This is a genomic window from Actinomycetospora sp. CA-084318, assembly GCF_050955885.1.
GTDB lineage: Bacteria > Actinomycetota > Actinomycetes > Mycobacteriales > Pseudonocardiaceae > Actinomycetospora.
This window is the reverse complement of the sequence record NZ_CP192098.1, coordinates 2,698,351-2,723,460: the sequence shown is the minus strand read 5'-3', so window position 1 is coordinate 2,723,460 and position 25,110 is coordinate 2,698,351. Positions and strand designations below refer to the sequence as shown.

The 25,110-nt window shown below is 74.5% G+C and carries 21 protein-coding genes; 7 read left to right on the top strand and 14 right to left on the bottom strand.

Translation table 11 applies throughout. The features are described 5' to 3' along the window. Positions 1-39: 39 nt before the first annotated feature. Positions 40-1,728 (bottom strand): DUF885 domain-containing protein, encoded by a 1,689-nt coding sequence (locus ACQPYX_RS13235; protein ID WP_433803372.1) that lies wholly within the window; start codon positions 1,726-1,728, stop codon positions 40-42. Positions 1,729-1,772: 44 nt separating this feature from the next. Here ACQPYX_RS13235 and ACQPYX_RS13230 point away from each other — a divergent pair, with 44 nt between their 5' ends. Beyond that, positions 1,773-4,139, top strand: coding sequence for a transketolase-like TK C-terminal-containing protein (locus tag ACQPYX_RS13230; protein ID WP_433803371.1), 2,367 nt, complete (start codon positions 1,773-1,775; stop codon positions 4,137-4,139). A gap of 47 nt (positions 4,140-4,186) precedes the next feature. Here ACQPYX_RS13230 and ACQPYX_RS13225 read toward each other — a convergent pair whose 3' ends face one another. The 6 genes from ACQPYX_RS13225 to ACQPYX_RS13200 all read right to left on the bottom strand — a co-directional run bounded on the left by ACQPYX_RS13225 (position 4,187) and on the right by ACQPYX_RS13200 (position 10,503). Then, positions 4,187-4,465 carry a hypothetical protein gene (locus tag ACQPYX_RS13225; RefSeq protein WP_433803370.1) on the bottom strand — a complete coding sequence of 93 codons (279 nt, stop codon included), beginning with the start codon at positions 4,463-4,465 and terminating at the stop codon, positions 4,187-4,189. Between the two features lie 23 nt (positions 4,466-4,488). After that, the gene (locus ACQPYX_RS13220) at positions 4,489-4,968 is read right to left on the bottom strand and encodes a (2Fe-2S)-binding protein (RefSeq protein ID WP_433803369.1); all 480 of its coding nucleotides are present in this window, start codon (positions 4,966-4,968) and stop codon (positions 4,489-4,491) included. 13 nt (positions 4,969-4,981) lie between these two features. Beyond that, a complete protein-coding gene (locus ACQPYX_RS13215; RefSeq protein ID WP_433803368.1) occupies positions 4,982-7,339 on the bottom strand; it encodes a molybdopterin cofactor-binding domain-containing protein in 2,358 nt (785 codons plus the stop codon). Positions 7,340-7,650: 311 nt separating this feature from the next. After that, positions 7,651-9,411, bottom strand: coding sequence for a pyruvate dehydrogenase (locus tag ACQPYX_RS13210; protein WP_433803367.1), 1,761 nt, complete (start codon positions 9,409-9,411; stop codon positions 7,651-7,653). Positions 9,412-9,530: 119 nt separating this feature from the next. Further along, positions 9,531-9,746, bottom strand: a complete 216-nt coding sequence (locus tag ACQPYX_RS13205) for a hypothetical protein (protein WP_433803366.1) — start codon at positions 9,744-9,746, stop codon at positions 9,531-9,533. Between the two features lie 82 nt (positions 9,747-9,828). Beyond that, positions 9,829-10,503 carry a hypothetical protein gene (locus ACQPYX_RS13200; protein ID WP_433803365.1) on the bottom strand — a complete coding sequence of 225 codons (675 nt, stop codon included), beginning with the start codon at positions 10,501-10,503 and terminating at the stop codon, positions 9,829-9,831. 169 nt (positions 10,504-10,672) lie between these two features. Between ACQPYX_RS13200 and ACQPYX_RS13195 the strand changes: the two genes are divergently transcribed. Continuing rightward, positions 10,673-11,428, top strand: coding sequence for a hypothetical protein (locus ACQPYX_RS13195; RefSeq protein ID WP_433803364.1), 756 nt, complete (start codon positions 10,673-10,675; stop codon positions 11,426-11,428). A 4-nt stretch (positions 11,429-11,432) separates the two neighbouring features. Here ACQPYX_RS13195 and ACQPYX_RS13190 read toward each other — a convergent pair whose 3' ends face one another. Further along, a complete protein-coding gene (locus tag ACQPYX_RS13190) occupies positions 11,433-13,388 on the bottom strand; it encodes a protein kinase domain-containing protein (RefSeq protein WP_433803363.1) in 1,956 nt (651 codons plus the stop codon). A 96-nt stretch (positions 13,389-13,484) separates the two neighbouring features. Here ACQPYX_RS13190 and ACQPYX_RS13185 point away from each other — a divergent pair, with 96 nt between their 5' ends. The 4 genes from ACQPYX_RS13185 to ACQPYX_RS13170 all read left to right on the top strand — a co-directional run bounded on the left by ACQPYX_RS13185 (position 13,485) and on the right by ACQPYX_RS13170 (position 18,699). Then, positions 13,485-13,892, top strand: coding sequence for a DUF1490 family protein (locus tag ACQPYX_RS13185; RefSeq protein WP_433803362.1), 408 nt, complete (start codon positions 13,485-13,487; stop codon positions 13,890-13,892). Between the two features lies 1 nt (position 13,893). Further along, complete coding sequence (locus ACQPYX_RS13180; protein ID WP_433803361.1) at positions 13,894-16,110, top strand: heavy metal translocating P-type ATPase; 2,217 nt, start codon at positions 13,894-13,896, stop codon at positions 16,108-16,110. Further along, positions 16,107-17,489, top strand: coding sequence for a YibE/F family protein (locus ACQPYX_RS13175; RefSeq protein ID WP_433803360.1), 1,383 nt, complete (start codon positions 16,107-16,109; stop codon positions 17,487-17,489). Before ACQPYX_RS13180 ends, ACQPYX_RS13175 begins: the two co-directional genes overlap by 4 nt. A 70-nt stretch (positions 17,490-17,559) precedes the next feature. Further along, positions 17,560-18,699: an MFS transporter gene (locus ACQPYX_RS13170; protein WP_433803359.1), complete on the top strand. Its 1,140-nt coding sequence runs from the start codon at positions 17,560-17,562 to the stop codon at positions 18,697-18,699. Here the strand turns inward: ACQPYX_RS13170 and ACQPYX_RS13165 are convergent. After that, positions 18,680-20,053, bottom strand: a complete 1,374-nt coding sequence (locus tag ACQPYX_RS13165) for a protein adenylyltransferase SelO (RefSeq protein ID WP_433803358.1) — start codon at positions 20,051-20,053, stop codon at positions 18,680-18,682. The genes ACQPYX_RS13170 and ACQPYX_RS13165 overlap by 20 nt on opposite strands. Positions 20,054-20,089: 36 nt before the next feature. Here ACQPYX_RS13165 and ACQPYX_RS13160 point away from each other — a divergent pair, with 36 nt between their 5' ends. Continuing rightward, positions 20,090-20,860, top strand: a complete 771-nt coding sequence (locus ACQPYX_RS13160; RefSeq protein WP_433803357.1) for a class I SAM-dependent methyltransferase — start codon at positions 20,090-20,092, stop codon at positions 20,858-20,860. Positions 20,861-20,864: 4 nt separating this feature from the next. Here ACQPYX_RS13160 and ACQPYX_RS13155 read toward each other — a convergent pair whose 3' ends face one another. From ACQPYX_RS13155 to ACQPYX_RS13135, 5 genes are all read right to left on the bottom strand, one after another. Continuing rightward, the gene (locus ACQPYX_RS13155; protein WP_433803356.1) at positions 20,865-21,521 is read right to left on the bottom strand and encodes a potassium channel family protein; all 657 of its coding nucleotides are present in this window, start codon (positions 21,519-21,521) and stop codon (positions 20,865-20,867) included. Beyond that, positions 21,514-22,842, bottom strand: coding sequence for a TrkH family potassium uptake protein (locus ACQPYX_RS13150; protein WP_433803355.1), 1,329 nt, complete (start codon positions 22,840-22,842; stop codon positions 21,514-21,516). The genes ACQPYX_RS13155 and ACQPYX_RS13150 overlap by 8 nt, the downstream gene beginning before the upstream one ends. Before the next feature lies 1 nt (position 22,843). Then, complete coding sequence (locus ACQPYX_RS13145; RefSeq protein WP_433803354.1) at positions 22,844-23,173, bottom strand: DUF1330 domain-containing protein; 330 nt, start codon at positions 23,171-23,173, stop codon at positions 22,844-22,846. Between the two features lie 170 nt (positions 23,174-23,343). Next, positions 23,344-24,063 (bottom strand): TIGR03943 family putative permease subunit, encoded by a 720-nt coding sequence (locus tag ACQPYX_RS13140; protein WP_433803353.1) that lies wholly within the window; start codon positions 24,061-24,063, stop codon positions 23,344-23,346. A gap of 34 nt (positions 24,064-24,097) precedes the next feature. Beyond that, the gene (locus ACQPYX_RS13135) at positions 24,098-25,072 is read right to left on the bottom strand and encodes a permease (RefSeq protein ID WP_433803352.1); all 975 of its coding nucleotides are present in this window, start codon (positions 25,070-25,072) and stop codon (positions 24,098-24,100) included. Positions 25,073-25,110: the final 38 nt, after the last annotated feature.

Here is a 25,110-nt window from a genome sequence, read left to right as displayed (position 1 = left end):
CCTGTGAGTACTCATCCGTGCTGGAGCACGGATGAGTACTCACAGGAGCGCCAGCTCACCTCGCAGGTCGTCCAGGCCCAGGGATCCCTGGGCCAGGGCGGCCGCGTGCCAGGCCGGCAGGTCGAACGCGTCGCCCGCCCGACGACGAGCCTCCTCCCGCCCCGCGAGCCACGCCCGCTCCCCGAGCTTGTAGCCGATCGCCTGCCCCGGCCCGCCGAGGTAGCGGATCAGCTCCGAGTCGAGCATCTCGACCGACCGGCCGCTGTGCCGCCCGAAGAACTCCCGCGCGAGCTCCGGGGTCCACCGCTCGCCCGCGCTGACCGGCGAGTCGTCCGGGATCGGCAGCGACAGGTGCATGCCCAGGTCGATGACCACCCGGATCGCCCGCAGCATCTGGGCGTCGAGGTAGCCCAGCCGCGATCCCGGGTCGGAGTGGTGCCCGAGCTCGTCCATGAGGCGCTCGGCGTAGAGCGCCCAGCCCTCGACGTTCGCGCTCACCGCCCCGGCCATCGAGGTCTGGTAGAGCGAGAGCCGCTCGGCGTGCAGCGGCCACGACGCGAGCTGCAGGTGATGCCCGGGGACGCCCTCGTGGTACCAGGTCGAGTACAGGCCCCACATCGGGTAGCGGTCGTCCGACGACGCGGGCAGCCAGGTGCTGCCCGGGCGGGCGAAGTCCATCGACGGCGGGATGTAGTAGGGCGCCGCGGCGCTGCCCACCGGCGCCAGCCGCGCCTCGACCCGCCGGATCGGACCGGACAGGTCGAACTGCGTCCCGTCGAGGGTCGCGATCGTCGCGTCCATCAGCTCCTGCAGGTGCGCGACGGCCGCCTCGCCGCCGACGATCACCTCGCCCGCCGTGTCCAGGTGGGTCATCGCCGCGGCGACACCCGCCCCGGGGAGCACCCGCTCCGCCTCGACGGCGATCTCGTCGCGCAGCCGGAGGAACTCCGACCAGCCCCACGCGTACACCTCGTCGACGTCGAGGTCGGTGCCGTTCCAGTACCGCGCGGCGACGCGGTAGCGCTCGGCCCCGACCCCGTCCGGCGTGCCCTCGGCGGCCGGGAGGTACTCCTCGAGCAGCCAGTCCCGCAGCCCCGCGAGGCTCCCGGCCGCGGCCGCCGTGCCCCGGTCGAGCTCGCTCCGGACGGCGGGTCCGACCTCGGCATCGTGCGCGAAGGCCGAGAACCAGCCGCGCCCGCCGTCGTCGTCGAGCCAGGCCCGCAGCTGGGCCGCCACCCGCACCACCTGCCGCGGCGCCGCGAACAGGCCCCGTCGGCGGCCCTCCTCCAACGTGCGCCGGTAGCCCTCCAGCGCGGCCGGGACGCGGGCGGACCGGCGGGCCACCGCGGCCCAGTCGTCCTCGGTCGCGGTCGGCATCAGGGTGAACGCCGTCCGCACACCGGCGGGCGGGCCGAACAGCTCCTGCACCGAGCGCAGCGGCTCCCCCGACCCGCTGTGCGCGAGCTCGGCCTCCAGGCGTTCCGTGAGCAGCCGGGCGCAGCGGCGCTCGTCGGCGTCGGTGGGGGCGGGCAGCGCCGCGAGCCGGGCGAGCGTGTCGCGCCGGACCTCGTCGCCGGCGGCGATCCCGTCGGGCGAGAGGTCGGGCAGCTCGTCGATCCGGTCGGACCACCCGAGCTCGCCGGCGAGGATCGGGTCGAGGGCGGCGAGGCGGTGGACGTGGTCGTCGGCGAGGGTGCGGACGGCGCGCTGCGGATCGGTCTCGGTCATCGCGGTGCAGTGTGCCCCGCTGCGGGCGCGGGCACAGGGAGAGTGTGTCGACGACGCTGCCGGTCACCACGGACGAGTCCGCCGACCTCGACACGCTGCGCGACGTCGAGAAGCGGGTCCTCTGGCTCTCGACCGCGATCGTCGACCACGCCAACCGCGTCCGGGAGCACCCGGGCGGCGTGAAGGTGGGCGGACACCAGGCGTCGTCGGCCTCGATCGTCTCGATCATGACCGCGCTGTGGTTCGGGGTGCTGCGCCCCGAGGACCGCGTGTCGGTCAAGCCGCACGCCTCGCCGGTGCTGCACGCGATCAACCACCTGCTGGGGATGCTCGACGCGCGCTACCTGACGACGCTGCGCGAGAAGGGCGGGCTGCAGTCCTACCCGTCGCGCGCCAAGGACCCGGACCCCGTCGACTACTCCACCGGCTCGGTCGGCATCGGCGCGACCGCCCCGATCTGGGGCGCCATCGCCCGCCGGTACGCCCACGGTCTGGGCACGCGGGCGGGAACCGGGCGACAGTTCTCGCTGGTCGGCGACGCGGAGCTGGACGAGGGCGCGGTGTGGGAGGCCGTGCTCGACCCGATCGTCCGGGAGCTCGGCGAGGTCACCTGGATCGTCGATTTCAACCGGCAGTCGCTCGACCGCGTCGTCCCCGACATCTCCGCCACCCGCCTGCAGGGCCTGTTCGAGGCGGCCGGGTGGCAGGTCATCACGGTCAAGTACGGCCGGCTGCTCACCGACCTGTACGCCCGCGAGGGCGGCGACGCGCTGCGCCGACGCATCGACACGATGTCGAACCCGGAGTACCAGCGCCTGCTGCGCTGCCGTGCCGCGGAGCTGCGGGAGCGGCTGCCGCAGGCGTCGGAGGACCATCCCGACGACGAGGCCGCGATCGCCTCGTTGCTCGGTGGGATCGACGACGACGCCGTGCACGCCGCCATCCGCAACCTCGGCGGCCACGACCTCGGCGCCCTGCTCGACGCCTACGCGCGCATCGACGACACCCGCCCCACGGTGATCTTCGCCTACACCGTGAAGGGCTACGGCCTCGCGACGCAGGGCCACCCGCAGAACCACAGCTCGCTGCTCACCGAGGACCAGATGCACGAGCTCGCCGCGTGGGCGGGCACCGACCTCGACGAGCCCTGGGCGCCGCTCTCCCCCGACTCGGCGGCCGCCCGGCTGTGCGCCGACGCGGCCGCGCGGCTCACCCGGCCCGACGAGACCGAGCGCTCCGGCTCCCGGCCGGCGAGCCAGGACCACGGCCCGGCCGACCTGCCGGACGTCCCCACCGACGTGGGCCGGACCCCGACCGGCACGGGCACCACCCAGCAGGCTCTGGGCCGCGCCCTGCTCGACCTCACCCGCTCCGCCCCCGAGGCCGCCCGCCGGGTCGTGACCTGCTCACCGGACGTGGCGAGCTCCACCAACCTCGGCGGCTGGCTCAACAAGGTCGGCTCCTGGTCGCCGCGGGAGCGCCGGGACTGGTTCGCCGACGACGCCGAGACGATCCTGCACTGGAAGGAGCGCCCCTCGGGGCGGCACATCGAGCTGGGCATCGCCGAGACGAACCTCGTCGGGCTGCTCGGCGAGCTGGGGGCGACCTGGTCGCGGTGGGGCGAGCCGCTGCTGCCGATCGGGGTGCTCTACGACCCCTTCGTCGCCCGCGCCCTCGAGCCGTGGGCCTTCGGCATGTACGCCGGGGGCCAGTCGATCCTCGTCGGGACCCCGTCCGGGGTGTCGCTCGCGCCGGAGGGCGGCGCCCACCAGTCGATCACCACGCCGTCCATCGGCCTGGAACAGCCCGGCTGCGTCGCCTTCGAGCCCGCGTTCGCGATCGAGGTGACGTGGTGCCTGCTCGACGGCCTCGGTCGCCTGGGCCGGCCGGACGGGTCGTCCACCTACCTCCGCCTGTCCACACGGCCGGTCGACCAGTCGATCGCCGCGGTGTCCGAGGACCCGGCGGCGCGGGAGCGGCGTCGTCGTCAGGTGGTCGGCGGTGGGTACCTGCTGCGGCGCAGCGAGCGCCGCCCGCAGGTGACGATCGCGGCGATGGGCGCGGTGGTGCCGCAGGCGCTGAAGGCCGCCGAGCGGCTGGAGGCGCTCGGGCATCCGGTCGACGTCGTCGTCGTGACCAGCGGGGACCTGCTCTTCCGGGCCCTCGACACCGGTCAGCGGGCGGTCCTCGACGCGGCGCTGCCGGCGGATCGGGCGGCGCCGCTGGTGACCGTGCTCGACGGGCACCCGCACACGCTGGCGTTCCTCGCGGGCGTGCACCGGGTCCGGGCACGCCACCTGGGGGTGCGGACGTTCGGCCAGTCGTCCGACCTCGCCGACGCCTACGCCGTGCACGGCATCGACGCCGACGGGATCGTGACGGCGGGCCTCGATGTGGCTGCCGCCATGTGAGCACTTTCCGTGGCTGGGGCCACGGAAAGTGCTCACAAGCGGAGCACCTATTCGAACGGGCCGTTCTTCAGCAGACCGCCCGCGGGGCCCTCGACGAACCGGTAGTCGGCGCCGGGCACCCGGGTCTCGGTGCCGTCGGCACCGTCGGGGCGGTCCTGGCCGTTGGCGGCGTCGTTGAGCGAGTACGCCTGGGTGTCGCCGGTGGCGAGCACGGCGGACACCGCCTGGAGCGGGGACTGGGACTCGTCGGCCTGGGCCACGCCCGCCAGCATCGGCAGCGCGGCGCCGGCCAGCCCGAGGGCGGCGAGCGGCTTGCGGAAGGTCACGGTCTCTCCTCGATCTCTCGCGGTCACATCTTCTCCGCGCCGGCCTTGATGGCCTCGCGGATGCGGTTGTAGGTGCCGCAGCGACAGATGTTGCGCAGCTCCTCGATCGCGGCGTCGTCGACCTCGCGGCCCTCCGCCTGGCACTGCCGGACCTTCGCGACGGCGGCCATGATCTGGCCGGGCTGGCAGTAGCCGCACTGCGCCACGTCGTTGTCGATCCACGCCTGCTGCATCGGGTGCAGGCCACCGCCGGCCTCGGTGTCGGCGAGGCCCTCGATGGTGGTCACCTCGTCGGTCGGCTTGATCGCCCCGACCGGCACCGAGCAGGGGTTGAACGCCTTGCCGTTGATGTGGCTGGTGCACGCCTTGCAGACGTTGATGCCGCAGCCGTACTTGGGGCCGGTGACCCCGAGCAGGTCGCGGAGCACCCACAGCAGGCGGACGTCGTCCTCGACGTCGACGTCCACCGACTCGCCGTTGAGCTTGAAGGTGTGGTTGGGCATGCGGGGCTCCGTCTCAGAACGTGGTCTCGAGGCCGTTGGTCGGCGACGGCGGCACGGGCGGCGAGGTCGGGTAGGGGGTGAAGGGCAGCGGGTCCTTGTGGTCGAGCGGGAAGTAGGTCGGCATCTTCCCGGTGGCCCGCTGGTAGGCGCAGGCGATCGCGCCGCAGGTCGCGGCGACGCCGAACTCGCCGACGCCGCCGGGCTCGGGGGCGTCCGAGTCGTCGATGACGATGATGTTCATCTCCGGCGGGGTGTTCCACTGCCGGGTGTAGAAGTAGTTGTCCCAGCTCGCCTCGACGAAGTGGCCGTCGGTCAGGTGCAGGCTGGAGGTCAGGGTCATCGCCAGGGCGTCGTTGATCCCACCCATCATCTGGGCGCGCACGCCCCGCGGGTTGATCACGAGGCCGACGTCGACGACGTAGGTCACCTTGGTGACGCGGGGGCCGGTGCGGGCCTGGCGGATCTCCCGGTTGACCGTCTCGGGGCGGCAGTCGAGTTCGACGACGGCGCAGGCCACGCCCTTGTACTCGACGTGCATGGCGATGCCCTGGGCCGTGCCGTCGGCCATCGACTTCCCCCAGTCACCCTCCTGGGCGGCCCGGTCGACGACCTTCTTCCAGCGCTCGAGCTTGGTGAACTCGCTGCGGAACTCGTAGGGGTCCTTGCCCATCTGGCCGGCGATCCGGTCGACCATGAGCTCGCGGGCGGTGGCGACGTCCGGCGAGTAGATGTTGCGCATCGAGCTGGTGTTGAATCGCATGTCGACCTCGTTGAGGAGGTTCGTCGACACACCGAAGTTGTAGGGCGTCACCTGCGTGGTCACGTAGATGCTCTCGGAGACCGTGAGGTTGCCCCCGGGCGCCTTGTTGGCCGCGGCGGTGATGGCCTCGGAGAGACCCGGGTTGACCTCGGTCGCGACGCTGGTGTGCCGGATCTCGAAGCTCGAGACCGCGTCGGCGGTGACGTTGGCGCGGATGCGCGTCGTGGCCATCGGGTGGACGCGGCCCTGGCGGGAGTCGTCGGAGCGGGTCCACATGAGCTTGACCGGCTTGCCCATGGCCTGCGAGACCTCGGCGGCCTCCAGCGCGGCGTCGAAGAAGAGCTTCCGGCCGAAGGACCCGCCGCCCTCGATCACGTGGAAGGTGACCGCGTTCTGCGACATCCCGAGCTTCTTGGCGATCTCGGCCTGGGCGGCGATCGGGCTCTTCGACGGCCCCCAGATCGTGGCGCTGTTCGCCCGGACGTCGGCGATCGCGCAGTTGGTCTCCAGCGAGGAGTTGCTGCGGAAGTAGAAGACGAAGTCGTTCTCCAGCGTCTTCCCGACCCCCTTCGGCACGGCCAGGGGCAGCTCGCCGGCCCGCAGCTTGCGCAGCACCGAGTCGTCGTCCTCGCCCGCCACGGTGCCGGCCGCCCACCGGACCTCGAGCGCGTTGACCGCGTCGATGCACTGCCCGAAGGTCTTGGCCCGCACGGCCACGCCGTCGCCGATCTTGACGACGTCGGTGACGCCGGGCATGGCCCGGATCGCCTCGAGGTTGCCGACCGAGCGCGGAAACCCGTTGAGGTCGGGCGCCCGGCAGATCACCGTCGGCAGGGCGTCCGGGATCTTCAGGTCGGTGGTGAACTTCTTCTTGCCCGTCACCATGGCGAGCGCGTCGGACTTCGTCCGGTTCTTGCCGATGACGGTGAACTTCTCGCGGTCCTTCAGGACGACGTTCGCGGCCTCGGTGACCGGGGCCGCGGCCTTCGCCGTGAGTTCGCCGAAGGGCAGCGACTTCCCGTTCGGGCCGGTGATCAGGCCCTGCCGGCTCGTCAGGACCGAGATGTCCTGGTCGAGCTCGTTGGCCGCCGCGCCGAGGAGTCGGCCCTGCGCGAGCGCCGCCGCGACGCGGATCGGGGTGTAGGTACTGAAGGTGGTGCTGGAACCACCGGTGAGCTGGTTGAACACCAGCTCCGGCCGGGCGTCGGCCAGGGTGACCACGACCTGGTCGGGGTCGAGGTTCATCTCCTCGGCGATGATCATCTGCGTCGAGGTGATGATTCCCTGCCCGTTGTCCGACCGGGGCAGCGCGAACGAGACGGTGCCGTCCTTGTTCACCTTGACGGTGATCAGGTTGGCCGTCGGACGGGCGCTGTCGCGGATGACGTCGAGCAGGTCGTAGACCTCGGCCGGCTGCGGCGCCGAGGGCAGCGCCACGGCGGACGCGTCCGGCACCGTGTCGAAGATGGTCTGCCGGCCGATCTCGGCCGCGGTGACCAGGACCGGGGCCGCGACCAGCAGACCGAGGAAGCTCCGACGCTTCACGTCGGCGCGGTGAGCGGGCTCGGTGGTCGGTCGCGAGCGTGTGGTGGTCGCTCGGTGAGTGGGCATCGTCGCCTCCCGACAGCGTCCGATCGGCACAAGGGGGGAGCGACCGTTCGGACGAAGACTGTGTTGGGGGCCTCAACGAAGTGGTGTTTTAACGGTCACGCGACCTTTCGTCGACGTACTGTTGAATCTCCGACCACCGGACAGCGTTCTCGCAGGTCAACAGCTGTGAAACACAGATGAAAATCTGTTACTCACTCGATCGGGTGTCGCGGCGGGTCGCACGCCGACACGCCGAGGTGAGGTGGCCTGCGGCCTCGTGAGCACTTGTGACGGTCATAGCCGTCACAACTGCTCACGGGCGCGCAACGCACCTACCGCAACGGGTGCCGCGGGATCGAGCGGAGGTTCGCGCGGGCCAGCGTGACCATCTTCCCGACGCCGCCGGCGAGCACCGTGCGCATGCCGGCGAGGGCGAACCCGCGGACCTGCTCGGCGGTGATGTGCGGCGGGATGGACAGCGCGTCGGGGTCGGTCCGGACGTCCACCAGGGACGGCCCGCGGTGGTCGAGGGCGGCACGCAGTGCGCCGCGCAGCTCGGTCGCGTGCTCCACCGTCACCGCGTGCAGCCCGGCCCCGGCCGCGATCGCCCCGAGGTCGGCGGGGCCGTGGTCGGTCTGGAACGACGGGAAGCCCGCCACCATCATCTCGAGCCGGATCATCCCGAGCGCACCGTTGTTGAACGCGACCACCGTGAGGTCGAGATCGTGCTCGGCGGCGGTGAGCAGTTCCCCGAGCAGCATCGTCAGCCCGCCGTCGCCGGACATCGACACGACCTGGCGCCCGGGGTGCGACACGGCGGCGCCGATCGCGTGCGGCAGCGCGTTCGCCATCGTCCCGTGCCGGAAGGAGCCCAGGATGCGGCGCCGGCCGGTCGGGGTGATGTAGCGGGCGGCCCAGACGTTGCACATGCCGGTGTCGACGGTGACCACGGCGTCGTCGGCGAGCTCGTCGTCGAGGACGTCGGCGACGTACTCCGGGTGGATCGGCGTGTGCTCGGAGACCTTCGAGGTGTACGCCTCGACGACGTGCTCCAGGGCGTCGGCGTGGTGGCGCAGCATCTCGTCGAGGAAGGCCCGGTCGGTCTTCTCGGCGACCAGCGGCAGCAGCATCCGCAGGGTCTCCCCCACGTCGCCCTCCACGCCCAGGTCGAGCACGGTCCGCCGCCCGAGGTGCCGGCCGTCGGCGTCCACCTGCACGGTGCGGGCCTGCGGCAGGAACGCGTCGTAGGGGAAGTCGGTGCCGAGCAGGACCAGCAGGTCGGCCTCGTGGGAGGCCTCGTAGCAGGCGCCGTAGCCGAGCAGGCCGCTCATCCCGACGTCGTAGGGGTTGTCGTACTGAATCCACTCCTTGCCGCCGAGTGAGTGCCCGACCGGCGCCTTCACCTTCTCGGCGAGCGCGAGCACCTCGTCCCGGGCGTCCCGCGCGCCGGCTCCCACGAACAGCGTCACCCGGCCGGCCCGGTTCACGTGCTCGGCCAGCGCCACGACCCGGTCGCGCGCGGGGACGACGACCGACGAGGGGGCGACGAGGTCGCCGGCGCCGGTCGGGTGCGCGGCCGCCTCGGCGGTGATGTCGCCGGGGATCACCATCACGGCCACGCCCCGGTCGGCCAGCGCGGTCTGTATCGCGATCCGCTGCAGCCGGGGCAGCTGCTGGGGCCGGGAGATCAGCTCGCACCAGCTCGAGGCCTCGAGGAACAGGCGCTCGGGGTGGGTCTCCTGGAAGTAGGTCGTCCCGATCTGGGTCGAGGGGATGTGCGAGGCGATCGCGAGCACCGGGGCGCCCGAGCGGTGGGCGTCGTAGAGCCCCTGGATCAGGTGCGTGTTGCCCGGCCCGCAGCTGCCGGCGCACACCGCCAGCGTGCCGGTGAGCTGCGCCTCGGCCGCGGCGGCGAGCGCCCCGGCCTCCTCGTTGTGCACGTGGATCCAGTCGATCCCGCCCTGCGCGGCACCCCCGGAGCGGCGGACGGCGTCGACGATCGGGTTCAGGCTGTCGCCCACGAGCCCGTAGATCCGCCGGACGCCGGCCTGCACCAGCACCTCGATCATCTGGTCGGCGACGGTGCGAGCCATACGTTGTCCTCCGGGGCGCTCGGGTCCGAGCCCCCGATCATGCCCCGGGGTCCGCGCCGGCACGACCGTCGAACGACCGTTCCGGTTCCTCCCGACGACGATGCCGTCACCCGGGGCGCTCACCCCGCGAGCGGCCCCCGGGAATCGGTGTACACCGCGAAGACCTGCTCGAGGGGCACCCGCTCCCGGCCGGGAGCCACCTCGGGGTGCAGCCCGCGCAGCCGGCACGCGAGCCCGCGGCCGTGGCGCTCGGCCCGGAACCGGCACAGCCGGGCGAGGGCGAGGGTGGAATCGGACCAGGCTGCGCTCAGGTCGACGACGACCGTCTGCGGCACCGGCGCGAGCGCCTCGAGCAGTGCCTCGAGGCGCTCGCGGGACGGGCGGTCCAGGTCAGGTTCACGTCCTTCCGGGTCCTGATCAGGCCGCCACGCCGAGCGTCGACCCGACCTTGCGCGCCACACCCTTGATCTGGTCGGATGGCTTCTGCTGCTCGCCGGCCTGGGCGTTGAGGACGACCAGGGCGCCGGTAAGCGCCGGGATGATCATCTGCAGGACGGTCAGCTGGCGCTGCGCCTCGGCGGCCCCGATCTGCATGGACTCCGCGGCCTGGCTCATCGCCTGGCCGGCCTGCTTGTCGGCCTCCTGCACGGCCTGCGCCGCGCCGCCGCGCCCCTCCTGGGTGGTGCCGCGGTCGAGGTGGGTCGTCGTGCTCGACGAGACGCCGGGCGAGTTGTGGATGACCGCGTCCTCGACCTTCTTGCCGACCACCCGGGTGTAGGCCGTCACGCCGAGGGCGGCGCCCGTGAGGACGAGCTTGGCGATCGTCGTCCCGGTGGCGCCCTTCTGCACCGCGGCCCGCTTGCGGTTGTTGACGAGGAGGCCGGCGCCGCCGACGAGGTGCGCGCCGATCAGCGCGGTGTTGACGGGGCTCCACTTCGCCCACCCGATGCTGGTGATGCGCGCGGTGGTGCGCTGCTGGTCCGCCTCCTCGGCGGCGGCGTTGAGGCCGGCGACGCCGAACAGCGAGCCGCCGAACCAGGCCGCGAGGCCGACGTCGTGGAGGGCGCGGAAACCGGTGTCGCGAGTGCTCATGGGGGTCTGCTCCTGCTGACGGGGTGTGCGCCTGCGGGGGCGCCGGATCCGTCGGCCCCGGGGTGGACCGCCGTGCGCGGTGATGCCCTGCGTCCCGGCGCCGCGAATCGTCGTCCTGGACACGACCGGACACCGCCCACGCACGGCCCGGGTCCGGCACCATCGCGGGATGGTGAGCGGAGCGGGACGCACCGGGGTCGTCCTCCGCCTGCCGGGGACCGGCCCGGAGGCGGTGCCGTCCGAGCGCGCACTCGCGGCGGTCGTCGGGTACGCACGGGGGCGTCGCTGGCTGCGGTTCCGCTCCCCCGGGCTCCCGGAGGGCCGCTGGGTCGAGGTCCCCGCCTACGGCTGGGCGCGGTTCGACGCGCACCCGCCGAGCACCGGACCCGACGCCGACGTGCTGATCGCCGAGGGCCTGCACGGGCGCCTCGACCGCACCGGCTGGCACGAGGTCCACGACACGCTGCTCCGCGTCACGCCCCTCGTCGACCGGATGTGCGCGCGGGCGGCGGGCCGACCGTTCTGGGCGCTGCCCCCGTCCGAGTTCTCCGTCCTCGACGAGCCCGGCACGGTCGGGGCGTCGCTGCGCCGGCTCTCCGACGAGGCCGGTCCGCACGGGGCGCACGTCCTCGCCGCCCTGCACCACCGGCACCCCGCGCTGGTCCCGCACCTGACCACCACGACGCGACGCGCCCTCCTCCCGCACGTCGAGGAGGGCGACAGCGGCGTCGAGGCCGTCGTGCACCGGGAGCTGCGCGCCAACGCGGACGCCTTCGCGGACCTGGAGGCCGCGATCGCCGAGGTCGTCCACGACGCCCGACCCACCCGCCTGCGCCTGCACGACGTGCTGCTCTGGCTCGCGACCACGCTGCGCCTCGCGCACGCGGTCGAGTGCGGACGGCGGGTGCTGGACCCGCCGTCCTGACGATCTAGGGCGCGCCCACCGTCGTGACGGTCAGCTGGGGCTTCCCGACGGTGCCCGAGCAGGCCTTCCCGGCGCGGGCCAGCGTCGCCGCCGCCGTCGCGCCCGGAGCGCGGACCCGCAGACCGGAGACGTCCACGGCCTGACAGTTCTTCGCGTCGAACTGGCCCACCGGCACGATCCGCAGCGTGGCCGCCACCGAGCCGTTCGGCGCGAGCGTGAGCGCCGCCCCCGCCGCTCCGGCCCGGCTCGCCGGCCTGCCGACGGCCTTCGCACCCGCGACGAACCGCACCGCCGGGAAGCCACGCAGGGTGCACGGCGTGTCGGCCCGGTTGGTGAACACGATCTTCACCGTCGCCCCGGCTCCCGCCAGGGAGGACACGACGCTGCGACACGCCGCGGGCGGGTCCGGCGGCGCGCCGGGGGCGGGAGCGGGCGCCGGGACGACCGGCGCCCCGGCCTCGTCGGGATCGTCGCCCGCGGCCGGGTCGGTGCCCGGGGCCGTGGCCGCCGGGCCGGTCGGGTCACCGGGGTCGTCGCCGGCCGGGTCGACGGCCGCGGCGACCGGGTCCGCGCCGGGCGACGGCGGCGCCGGGGCGGGCACCGGGGCACCCGGCGCCGGCAGCGCCGGAGCGGCCGGGAGGGCCGCGGGCGCCGTCAGGGGCGAGGAGGCGCCGGTCAGGACGACCCCGCCGACCACACCCCCCGCGAGCACGAGGACGGCGGCCGCACCGAGGAGGCCGCGGCGCAGCGAGCCGGTGCGCGCCGGGGTGGCGACCGGGCCGGTCGGCGGGTCGACCGGCCGGACGACGAGCGGGGCGGCCGCGACGGGTGCGGCCGCGATGGGTGCGGCCGCGATGGGTGCGGGGGAAGCAGCGGATGGCAGCAACGACGCTTCGCTGCCACTGGCTGCCAGCAACGACGCTTCGCTGCCACGAGGAGGGGGCGCCACACCGGGAGTACCGGAGGTGACCGCCGGGCCGATCACGATCGGCGACCGGGCCGGGAGCCCGTCGGTGAGGGCGGCGGCGGGGACGGCGAGCGTCTCCTCGTCCAGCCCCAGGGCCGGCGCGAGGGCGCGGAGCCGGGCCCGGGCGGCGTCGGCGGAGGGCCGGTCGACCGGGGCGGCGGCCGTCATCGCCGTGAGGAGGTCCCGCAGGTCGTCGGGCAGGCCGGGCGGCACCACCGGGTCGCGGTGCAGGCGCGCGACCGACGACTCGACAGGGCCGCCGGGGAACTCGCGCCGCCCGGTCAGGCACTCCAGCAGGACGAGCCCGAGCGCGTAGACGTCGGCCGGCGAGGACACCTCGTCGCCGCGGACCTGCTCGGGCGCGAGGTAGGCCGCGGTCCCGGTGACCTGCCCGTGCACCGTCGTGGCGGTGGCGACGGCCGCGACGCCGAAGTCGGCGAGGACGGGATGGACCCGCTCGGGTCCGTCGGCGGCGTCGTCGGGACCCTCCGGGTCGACCGGGTCGAGCAGGATGTTCGCGGGCTTCACGTCGCGGTGGACGATGCCGAGCGCGTGCACGTGGGCGAGGGCGGCGAGCAGCTCCCCCGCCAGACCGACCACCACCTCGGGCGGCAGCGGGCCCCGCTCGAGGGTGTCGGCCAGCGAGCCGCCCAGGACCAGCCGGGTCACGAGGAACACCCGGTCCCCGGTCTCGCCGACGTCGAACACCTCGAGGACGCCGGGGTGCGAGACCTGGGCGGCGGCCTGCAGCTCGCGGCGCACCGAGGCCGACTCGAGGGTCCCGACGCCGGGGGCGAACAGCTTGACCGCGACCTCGCGCTGCAGGAGGCGGTCGTGCGCCCGGTACACCGTCGCCGTCGCCCCGCGACCCAGGCGCGCGCCCACCTCGAAGCGGTCGCCGACGAGGGCGGGGACCGCCGGGTCGGCGAGGGTCGCGACGGTGCCCGCGGCGGTGTCGTCCTCGGAGGTCCCGTGCTCGCTGTCCGGTTCCACCCCGAGATCGTGACCGATGCCATCCGAACGGGGTCATCCACCCCCCGATCGGGGGCACGCGGACCCGTCGTCCGTGATGGAATGACAGCGATAACCATGACCGACAAGGGTCACCCGGAGGTCGTGATCCCGGTCCCGACCTGCGGAAGCTCGACGGCGGTCGGCTACCGTCGGCTGACGATCACGGCGTTCAGGACCGAGCGGACGAGGAGACGACGGATGGTGGCGTGGGGTGCCCTCGCGGTGAAGGCGGCCGGGGCCGTGGCGAGCGGAGTGGCCGGGGTCGCCGTCGTCGAGGGCGTGAAGAAGCTGTCCGGGGGCCGTGCGGTGCACCAGTCCGCGGTCGCCGTGACGACCCTCGGCCTGCGCGTCTCGCGGGCCGCCGAGGTCGGGGCGGAGCGCGTCCGGCTGAACACCGCGGACGTCGTCGCCGAGGCCCGCGAGCGCCTGGGCGAGCAGGCGCCGCCGCCCGGGGCCGTCGAGAAGCACGACCACGAGCACTGACGTGACGGCCGTCCGGCACCTGCACCCGGTGCACGACGACGGGCCCGCGCTGCGGGTCGTCTCCGACGCCGCGGGCCGCGTGCGCTTCGACGCCCCGCACCTGCGCGCCGCGACCGGGCTCGCCGTCGCCGTCGAGGAGGCGCTCGACGGCGTGGACGGCGTCCGCCAGGTCCACGCCTTCCCGCGGACCGGCGCCCTCGTCGTCTGGTACGACCGCGACCGCTGCTCCGCCACCACGATCGCCGAGGCCTACCGCGGCGTCACCGCCTCGACCCCGCACGACGAGCCCGCGACCCGCCTGCCGCGCTCGGCCGAGGTCGGCAACGGCGACCTCCTGCGCATGGCGGTCGGCGGGATCGCGCTGCTCCTGCTCGGTGGTCGCCGCTGGGTGCTGCGCCGCCCGCCGGTGCTCGGCCCGACCAGCCGCACCGTCGCCACCGGCGTCACGATCTTCACCGGCTACCCCTTCCTGCGCGGGGCGCTGCGCTCGCTGGTCGGTGGCCGGGGCGCGGGCACCGACGCGCTGGTCTCGGCGGCCACGGTCGCCTCGCTCGTGCTGCGCGAGAACGTCGTCGCGCTGACGGTGCTCTGGCTGCTCAACATCGGCGAGTACCTGCAGGACCTCACCCTGCGGCGCAGCCGCCGCGCCATCTCCGACCTCCTGACCGGCGCGCGGACCACCACGTGGATGCGGGTGGCCCCGGCCGACCCCGCGGGCGAGGCGGTCGAGGTCGAGGTGCCGATCGAACGGGTGCGCGTCGGCGACGAGATCGTGGTCCACGAGCACGTCGTGCTGCCCGTCGACGGCGTCGTGGTCGAGGCGGCCGAGGCCGGGTGCCTGGTCGACCAGGCCGCGATCACCGGGGAGAACCTGCCCGTGACCGTCGACGTCGGCGACGAGCTGCACGCCGGGTCGGTCCTGCTGCGCGGCCGCCTCGTGGTCCGCGCGACCGCCGTCGGCGCCGACACCGCCGTCGGCCGCATCATCGAGCGGGTCGAGGCCGCCCAGTCCGACCGGGCCCCCATCCAGACCGTCGGCGAGAACTTCTCCCGGCGCTTCGTCCCGCTCTCCTTCGCGCTCTCCGCGGCCACCCTGCTCGTCACCCGCGACGTGCGCCGGGCCATGACGATGCTGCTGGTCGCGTGCCCGTGCGCGGTCGGGCTCGCCACGCCGACCGCGATCAGCGCCGCGATCGGCAACGGCGCCCGGCGCGGCATCCTGATCAAGGGCGGGTCGCACCTCGAGGCGGCCGGGCGGGTCGACGCGGTCGTCCTGGACAAGACCGGGACGGTGACGACCGGCCGCCCCGTCGTCACGAACGTCGTCTCCTTCGACGACGACTACGCCCCCGAGCAGGTCCTCGCCCTCGCGGCCTCGTCGGAGATCCACTCCCGGCACCCGCTGGCGCAGGCCGTGATCCGCTCCACCGAGGAACGCCGGATCGAGATCCCGCCGCACGAGGAGTGCGAGGTGCTCCTCGGGCAGGGCATGCGGGTGCAGGCCGACGGCCGGACCCTGCTGCTCGGGTCGCGCGCCCTGTTCCGGGAGCAGAAGGTCTCGGTGTCGCGGAAGGCGTCGGACTGGGTCCGCCGCCTGCAGCGCCAGGCCGAGGCGCCCCTGCTCCTGGCCGTGGACGGCAAGCTCACCGGCCTGATCAGCCTGCGCGACACCGTGCGCCCCGAGGCCGTCGAGGTGCTCGAGGCACTCCGGGCCGACGGCGTCCGGCGGATCGTCATGCTCTCCGGGGACCACCCCGACGTCGCCGAGGCCGTCGCCGCCGAGCTCGGCATCGACGAGTGGCGCGCCGAGGTGATGCCCGAGGACAAGCAGGACGCGGTGCGGGCGCTGCAGGCCGAGGGCTACACGGTCGCGATGGTCGGCGACGGCACCAACGACGCGCCGGCCCTGGCGCTCGCCGACCTCGGCATCGCGATGGGGGTCGCGGGCACGGACGTCGCCGTGGAGACCGCCGACGTCGCGCTCGCCGGCGACCGCCTCACCGCGCTGCTCGACCTGCGCGACCTCGGCCGCCACGGGGTCGGGGTCATCCGGCAGAACTACGGCATGTCGATCGCGGTCAACGCCGTCGGGCTGGTCGTCTCCGCCGGCGGCGCCCTCTCCCCCGTCGTCGCCGCGATCCTGCACAACGCCTCGTCCGTGGCGGTCGTCGCGAACTCGTCGCGCCTGATCCGCTACCAGGTGTCCCCGGCCGCGTGACGCCCGAGGACCCGCCGACGGCGCCGATCCCGGTCCGGCCGGTATCGAGCGAACGGCACTCTCGCGCACATAGAACGCGCGAGAGTGCCGTTCGCTCGGATCGGAAGGGCCGTTCCCGACGACGCGGCGCGCCCGCCGGGCACGGCCACGGGCACGGCCACGGGCCCGCACCCGCGGTCGGACGGACCGTGCGGCGCCTGCTCGCCGCTCTCCTCGTGCCGTGCGGCCTCGCCGTCGTCGTCGGGCTGGTGCTGCTGGCGCCCTCCCCCTCGGAGTACCGGGCGGTGCTCGACGGCAGCCACGCGGCGGCGGCCGCCGGCACGACGACGGGTGCGGCGGCCGCGGTGGCGACGCAGCCGCTGGACGGCACGGTCGTGCGCGCCGGCGCGGAGGCCGACTGCTCCGACCCGACGCTCGCCGTCGAGGCCGGCACCGGCTGCTTCCCGCTGCAGGTCCGGCTGGACGAGGGCCCGGCGTCCGGGCGGACGATCGACACCCTGCTGCCGGGCGGTCCGGCGACCCCGCGGTTCGCCGACGGCGACGCGGTCGTGGTCGCGTGGTCGGGCGGCGACCCGGCGGACGCGTCGGGGTACCAGGTGGTCGACCGGCAGCGCGGCGGCTCGATGCTGCTGCTCGCGGGGGTGTTCGCGCTGGCGGTCGTGCTGCTCGGGCGCTGGCAGGGACTCGCGGCGCTCGGGGCGCTGGGCATCACGCTGGTCGTGCTGGGCCTGTTCGTGCTGCCCGCACTGCTGACGGGCGCACCGCCGGTGCCGGTCGCGCTCGTGGCGTCCGGACTGATCGTCGCGGTGGTGTTCCCGACGATCCACGGGTTCTCCGCGCGCACGGCGACGGCGGCGCTGGGCACGGTGGTCTCGCTCGGCCTGATCGGGGTGCTGGCACTCGTCTTCGGCGGGCTGACCCGGCTCACCGGGCTCGACGACTCGTCCACCGAGCTCATCGGGGTGCTCGGCGCCGGCATCGACGCCCGCGGCCTCCTGCTCGCCGGCCTGATCATCGGCGCCCTCGGCGTCCTCGACGATGTCACGGTCACCCAGACCTCGACCGTGTGGGAGCTCCACCGGGCCGACGCGTCGTCGGGAACGCGGGAGCTCTACGCCGCGGCGATGCGCGTCGGACGCGACCACGTGGCGTCGGCGGTGAACACCCTGGTGCTCGCCTACGCGGGGGCGGCGCTGCCGCTGCTGCTGCTGTTCACGCTCTCCGGGCGCGGCGTCGGTGACCTGCTGACCGCGGAGGACGTCGCGCAGGAGGTGCTGCGCACGCTCGTGGGCTCGATCGGCATCGTCGCCGCGGTGCCGGTGACCACGCTCGTCGCCGCGGTGGTGGCCCGGTCGGGACGCTCCCCCGTCCCCGCGTGAGGGGAAGTCCTGAGCGCTCTTGTGGCACGAGGGTTCCCCTCACGCGGTGCGGGTGACGGAGGATCACCGCGTGCGGACGACCGAGACGCGGGTGGCCATCGCCGGGGCGACCGTGGTCGGGGTGGCCTTCGGGATGGGGCGGTTCTGCTTCGGGCTGACGCTGCCCGACCTGCGGGTCGACCCGGGGCTGTCCGCGACCGGGGTGCCGGAGGCCGTGCTCGGCCTCATCGCGGGCGGGACGTTCGCCGGGTTCCTCGCCGGGATCATCTGCGCGCCGCTGCTCGCCGCGCGCCGGGGACCGCGGACGCCGACCACCGTCGGCGGGGTGTGCGGCGCGCTCGGGGCGCTGATCGTGGTGCTGGCCCCGTCGCCCGGCGTCCTCGCGGTCGGCGCGGTGCTGGCCGGGAGCGCGGCGGGATGGGTGTGGGCGCCGTACTCCGACCTCGCCGCCGCGCTGGTGGCGCCGGAGCGGCGGCCGCGGCTGCTGTCGTTCATCAGCACCGGGACCTGCGGCGGGCTGGTGCTGGTCGCGATCGTGGCCGTCGCCGCCGCGTCGACCTGGCGGGTGGCGTGGGCCTCGGTGGCCGTGTGCTCGACGGCCGCGGCGCTGCTCAACCTGCGCTGGGTGCCGGCGGTGCCGCCGACCCCGGTCGCCGAGCGCCGCCCGGTGCCGTGGCGGGCGCTGCGGGCCCCGGCGCTCTACGCGATCGTCTACCAGGCCGGGACGGCGGTGGCGTTCACGTACTCGGCCGACGTGGCCACGCGCGCCGGCCTGTCCGCGGGGGTCCGCCCTGTCCTCTTCGTGATCATCGGGGTGCTGGGCCTCGCGGGCCTGTTCACCGGCGCGATGACGGCCCGCGTCGGTCCGCCGCGGGTGGCCGCCGGGTGCCTGCTGACGATCGGGGTCGCCCTGCTGCTCCTGGCGTTCGGGGACCGATCCCCGGTGGTCGCCCTGCTCGCGGCGGCCGTCTTCGCCGCGCCCTACATGGTCGGGGCGGCGACCCTCGCGGTGTGGACCGGCAGCGTCGCGGCCTCCGACCCCGGCCGGGCCCTGTCGGTCGCCATGGTCGTCGGTGCGCTGGGGGCGATCGCGGCGCCGGTGGTCGTCGGCGCGCTCGTCACCGCGCTCGGGCTCCCGGTGCTGCTGGTGGCGTTCGCCGTGCTCTGCGGCGGGGTCGGCGCGGGCCTCGTCAGGTCCCGCAGTACGTGACGAACGGGCCCGAGCCGGGCTCGGCGTAGCGCTCCCGACCCGGCTGCTCGGTGTACGGCCTCGTCACGACCTCGAGGATCTCCTGGAACGGACCGAGGTCGCCCCGCTCGGCCGCCGTCAGGGCCTCGTCGACGAGGTGGTTGCGCGGCACGTAGAGCGGGTTGACGTGGTCGCGGGCCTCCGTGGGCCGCCAGCGGGCGGCCCACGTGTCGTAGGCGTCCCGGTCGAGGAAGAGGTCCCGCGGGTTCTCCGCGCGGAAGAAGGTCGTCCAGTCGACCCGTTGGGCGTGCAGCAGCGCGAGCAGGTCGGCGACGAGGTCGGGGTCCGGGTCGCGCAGCCCGAGCTTCGCGGCCATCCCCGCCTGGAAGTGCCGCTCGTAGACGTCGCCGAACTCCTGGACGACGGCGGTCGCCCGCTCGATCGCCATGTCGGTGTTCTCGTCGATCAGCGGCAGGAGGGCCTCGCCGAGGCGGGCGAGGTTCCACCGCGCGATCGGCGGCTGGTGGCCGTAGGCGTACCGGCCGGCGTGGTCGATCGAGCTGAACACGGTCTGCGGGTCGTACCGGTCCATGAACGCACAGGGGCCGTAGTCGATCGTCTCGCCCGAGATCGTCGTGTTGTCGGTGTTCATCACGCCGTGCACGAACCCGACGAGCATCCACTGCGCGATCAGCTCCGCCTGGGCGTGGACGACCCGGCGGTAGAAGTCGAGGTAGCCGTCGGCCTCGGGGTGGTGGCGCGCGATCGCGTGGTCGGCCAGCGCGCGCACGACGTCCGGCCCGCCATTGGCGGCCGCGTACTGGAACGTGCCGACCCGGATGTGGCTCGAGGCCACCCGCGCGAGCACCGCGCCGGGGAGCAGGCCCGTGTCGCGCGGGACGTCCTCACCCGTCGTCGAGACCGCGAGGCCGCGGCTGGTGGGGATGCCGAGGGCGTGCATCGCCTCGCCCATCAGGTACTCGCGCAGCATCGGCCCGAGCGCGGCCTTCCCGTCGCCCCCGCGGGCGAACGGGGTGCGCCCGGAGCCCTTGAGGTGCAGGTCGTGCCGCCGGCCCTGCGGGTCGACGAGCTCGCCGAGCAGCAGCGCGCGTCCGTCGCCGAGCCGTGGCTGGTACATCCCGAACTGGTGGCCGGAGTAGACCATCGCCACCGGCTGTACGCCTTCGGGCACCGTGCCGGTGAGCAGCCCGGACTCCCGCAGCCGCGCCGGGTCGAGCCCCAGCTCGCCCGCCAGCTCGTCGTTGACCACGAGCGGGTTCGGGTGCGGCGCCGGCGCGGCGGACCAGGTCGTGACGAGGTCCGGGACGGCGTCGGCGTAGGTGTGCTCGAGCTGCTGCGCGATCGCGGTGCTCACCCCCTCGACGCTACGCGGGCGTGGGACGGTGTGCCGGTGACCGCCTACAGCCAGGGGCACGCCGCGAGCGTGCTCCGCTCGCAGACGTGGCGCACCGTCGACAACTCGGCCGCCTACCTCGCCCCGCACCTGCGCCCCGACATGCGGGTGCTCGACGTCGGGTGTGGTCCCGGGACGATCACCGCGGACCTGGCGACGCGGGTCGGGTCGGTCCTCGGGGTCGACAGCGACCCGGGGGTGGTGGAGAAGGCCCGGGCGCTGGGGGTGGACGCGGTCGTCGGGGACGTCGCCGCGCTGCCGGACGGGCCGTTCGACGTGGTGCACGCCCACCAGGTGCTGCTCCACCTGACGGACCCGGTGGCCGCCCTGCGCGAGATGATGCGGGTCACCGCGCCGGGCGGGCTCGTCGCGACCCGCGACTGCGACTACGCCGGGATCGTGCTGTACCCGCACGACCCGCGGCTCGACCGGTGGCTGGAGATCTACCGCGGCGTCGCCCGCGCCCACGGGACGGAGCCGGACGCGGGTCGTCGGGCGCTCGCCTGGGCGCACGCCGCCGGAGCGGTGGACGTGACGCCGTCGGCCTCGATCTGGTGCCACGCGACGCCCGACGAGCGCGCCTGGTGGGGCGGGCAGTGGGCCGAGCGCATCGTCGACTCCACGATCGCCGAGCGGGCCGTGGACGGCGGGTTCGCCACGCGCGAGGAGCTCGCCGACATCGCGTCCGCGTGGCGGGCGTGGGCCGCGCACCCGGACGGCTGGTTCTCCCTGCCGCACGGCGAGGTGCTGATCCGCGTCCCCGGCTGAGGGCTCAGGAGTCGTCGAGGAGCTGCTCGACGTCGTCCTCGCGGCCCACGACGAGGACGACGTCGCCCCGGCGGACGACGGTGTCGTCGGTGGTCGCGGTGAACTCCCCGTCGCGGCGGATGGCCACGACCGTGACGCGGTAGCGGTCCTGGATCTCCGAGCGCCCGAGCGGGACGTCGACGAGGCCGCGCGGCGGGCGCAGCTCGGCCAGGGCGCACCCGTCGTCGAGCCGCAGGTAGTCGAGCGCCGTCCCGGAGACGAGGTGCGCGACCCGCTGCCCCATGTCCCGCTCCGGGAACACGACGTGGTGGGCACCGATGCGCTCGAGGATCCGGCCGTGGTGGGTGCTGATCGCCCGCGCCCAGATGTCGGGGACCTCGAGGTCGACCAGCAGCGACGTCACCAGGATACTGTCCTCGAGGTGGTCCCCGATCGCCACGACCGCGCGCCGGTACTCCCCCACCCCCAGCTGGCGCAGGGTCTCGAGGTCCGTGCAGTCGGCGGTGACCACCTGCCCGATGTCGCGGGAGACCGCCTGCACCACGTCGTGCGAGGAGTCGATGGCGAGCACCTCGGTGCCCTGCTGCGTCAGCTCCAGGGCGATCGACGCCCCGAACCGGCCCAGCCCCACGACCACCACCGGCTCGTGCCCGTCACCCAATGATCGTCCTCTCCTCGGGCCGGCGGTACCGGCGCGGCCGTTCCCGCAGGGCCAGCGCGGACGCCAGCGCGAGCGGTCCGAGGCGCCCGACGAACATGAGCACGACGAGCACGATCTCCGCGGCGTCGGGCAGGTCCGCCGTGATACCCGTCGAGAGGCCGACCGTACCCAGCGCGGAGAGCACCTCGAAGACCACGCGCTCGGTGGCGTGCGGGGTGAGGGCGAGGACCACGAAGGTCGAGACGACGACGAGGCCGAGGCCGAGCAGCGCCACGGCGAGCGCCTGGCGCTGGTTGGCCTCGGGGATGCGGCGCGGCCCGACGTCGACGTCGGCCTCGCTGCGCATCTCGGCCCACAGCACCAGGGCGAGCAGCCCGAACGTCGTCACCTTGATGCCGCCCGCCGTGCTGGCGCTCCCGCCGCCGATGAACATGAGGACGTCGGTGACGAGCCAGCTCTCGGGCGTCATGCTGCCGACGTCGACCGCGGAGAAGCCTCCGCTGCGGGGCATCACCGCCGAGAAGAAGCCGGCCAGGAGCTTGTCGCCGACGCCCAGCGGGCCGAGCGTCGCCGGGTTGGCGTACTCCATCGCGGTGAGCGTCACGGTGCCGACCACGAGGAGCGCGCCGGACGTCACGACCGTGATCCGGGTGGTGACCGACCAGGTGCGGGGGCGGTACGAGCGCACCAGCTCGAAGATCACCGGGAAGCCCAGGCCGCCGACGACGACGGCGAGCGCGACCGGCAGGAGCATCCACGGGTCCCCGGCGAACCCGATCATGCCGTCCGGCCAGAGCACGAACCCGCCGTTGTTGAACGCCGAGACCGCGTGGAAGAGGCCCTCCCAGAGCGCGGTGCCGAACGCGGCGTCGTAGCCGAGGTGGAGCCGCAGGACGAGGACGAGGGCAGTGACGGCCTCCCCGGCGAGGCTGAACAGGACGACGTTGCGCAGGACCCGGCGGACGTCGCTGAGGTCGAGGCTGCCGGACTGGGCCCGGGCCACGAGCCGGGCCCGCAGCCCGAGCCGCCTCGACACCAGCACGACGAGCAGCGACGCCACCGTCATGATGCTCAGCCCGCCGACCTGCATGAGGCCGGCGAGGACGACGTGCCCGAACGACGACCAGTACCCGCCGGTGTCGACGACGACCAGCCCCGTCACGCACACCGCCGACGTCGCGGTGAACAACGCGTCGAGGAACCCGGCACCCTCCGCGCCGGCCGCCGACGCGGGCAGCATCAGCAGCCCCGTCCCCACGACGATCCCGGCCGCGAAGGCGACGGCGATGACGACGGCGGGGTTGCCCGCCCGGGTGGCCACCTCAGCGGTCGTTGAGCACGGGCCGCAGGTCCTCGAGCCGGTCGTAGGCCCACCACAGGTAGTTCTCGGTGCCGCCCTCGCGCAGCGGGTGGAGGTCGGTGTGGTCGGGGTCGTCCTTGAACTCCTGGAACGCTTCGGCGGACGGCCACTCGACGAGGACCATCACCTGGCGCGGCGTGTCTCCCGACGACGGGGCGTCCGCGCTGAGCTTCCCGAGCGCGACGACCCGTCCCCCGTACTTGCCGACCGCCGCGACCGAGCGCTTCGAGTAGGCCTTGTAGTCGTCGTTCGCAGCGAGGTCGAACAGGTTCAGGGCGTAGACGGCACTCATGGGGGCGGAGCCTCGCACGTCCGGCCGCCCTTCTCCTGGCGACGATGGCGCGCTGGACCCACCCGGTGGGAGCAGATCGCCATCGTCGCCGCTGTGCTGGGAGATCCACACCGTTGAGGTCTCCGGCCGTCCGGACCTGCCCTGCGTCATCCCCGGCGCGAGGGGTCCGCTCAGTACTCGTACGCGGGCGACGGCTCGGGCACCTCGACGGCGTCGAGCACCGTGGCCGTCGGGACGAAGCCGGACTCCCGGGTCGCCGTGCCGGGGACCAGCCGGACCCGGGCGTCCACCCAGCGGTCCGCCCCCACCCCGGGCGCGCCGACCAGGGATCGTGGGTCGTCCAGGTGCACCCGCACCGGGCTCGCGTCGGCGGCGCAGCAGGAGATCACGAGCCGGGCGAGGTCGACCCCGGCACCGTCGCGGGCCGGCACCACGAACCCGGTCAGTGTCACGTCCCGCCCTGCCAGCGCTCCGCCGTCCGGGGTCGCCGCCGCACGCGCCACGAGGTCGACCACCGGGATCGCGGGCGCCTCCCCCGGCGGCAGCGGCTCTTCCGGCGCCCGTCCCACGGCCACGGTCCGCGAGCCGGCGAGGTCGACCGCGTCCGACCCCAGCGACGGCGGCGCGGCGAGCAGGACCACGAGCACCGGGACGAGCAGGAGCCACGCCGAGCGCCCCGACCCGTGGTCGTGCCCGTCGTCCGGTTCCGGGGCGCGGCGCAGGTCCCGCGCGACGTCCAGCAGGGCCAGCGCGATCACCGCCACGCCCGCCGCCGCCACGAGCGGCGCCATCCCGGGCCGGACGTAGTGCAGCACCGTGCCGTCGGCGACGATCAGCACCAGCACCGCCCCGACGAACACCAGCAGGGCGTTCCGCACCTCGCGCGTCATCGGGTCGAGCTCCGCTCCGCTGCGTCTCCCGGCGTCACAGGCCCACCGCCAGACCGGCGCCGACGCCGCACAGCACGGCCACCACGAACGTCAGCGGCGCGAACCGCACGGCGAAGGACCGGCCGAACGTCCCGGCCTGCAACGCGATCAGCTTCAGGTCGACGGCCGGCCCGACGACGAGGAACACCAGCCGCGGCAGCAGCGGCAGCGCCGAGAGCGACGCCGCCACGAAGGCGTCGCCCTCGCTGCACAGCGACATCACCACGGCGAGCAGGGCCATCACCCCGACGGCGAGCACCACCTGCTCCCCCAGCCCCGCGACCCACGCCTCCGGCACGACCGTCGTGAGCACCGCCGCCGCCAGGCCGCCGAGCACGAGGAACCCGCCCGCGTCCACGAGGTCGTGCCGCGCGGTGGCCGCCGCGACGCGCCAGCGGGGACCGCCGTCCGTCGTCGGGACCCGCCGGACCCGCTCGGCCAGCCACTCCGCGCGACCGGCGCGGGCCCACACCCACCCGACCACGCTCGCCGTCAGGAACGAGCCGAGGAACCGGGCACCGACCATCTCCGGGGCGTCGGGGAACGCGACCGCCGTGGCCACCAGCACCACCGGGTTCACCGCGGGCGCCGCGAGGAGGAACGCGAGCGCCACCGCGTCGGGCACGCCGCGCGCGATCAGCCGCCGCGCCACGGGGACCGACGCGCACTCGCACCCGGGCAGCGCCACTCCTGCGGCCACCGCGACCGGGACCGCCGCCCCGGGCCGGGCCGGCAGCACCCGCCGGAGCGCGAGCGGCGACACGTACGCCGTGAGCACGCCCGACAGCAGCACGCCGAGCACCAGGAACGGCAGGGCCTGCACCACGACGGCGACGAAGACGGTGGCGCCGACCCGCAGCCGCGGCGTGACCAGCGGGTCGACCCCGAGCACCCGCAGCCCGAGCGCGACGACGAGTACGGCGGCGAGGACCTCCACGCCGCCGACCCGCCGCACCGCACCCGTCGTCATGATCGCGATGGTGGCAGAGGGGTCCGACGGCGTGGGGC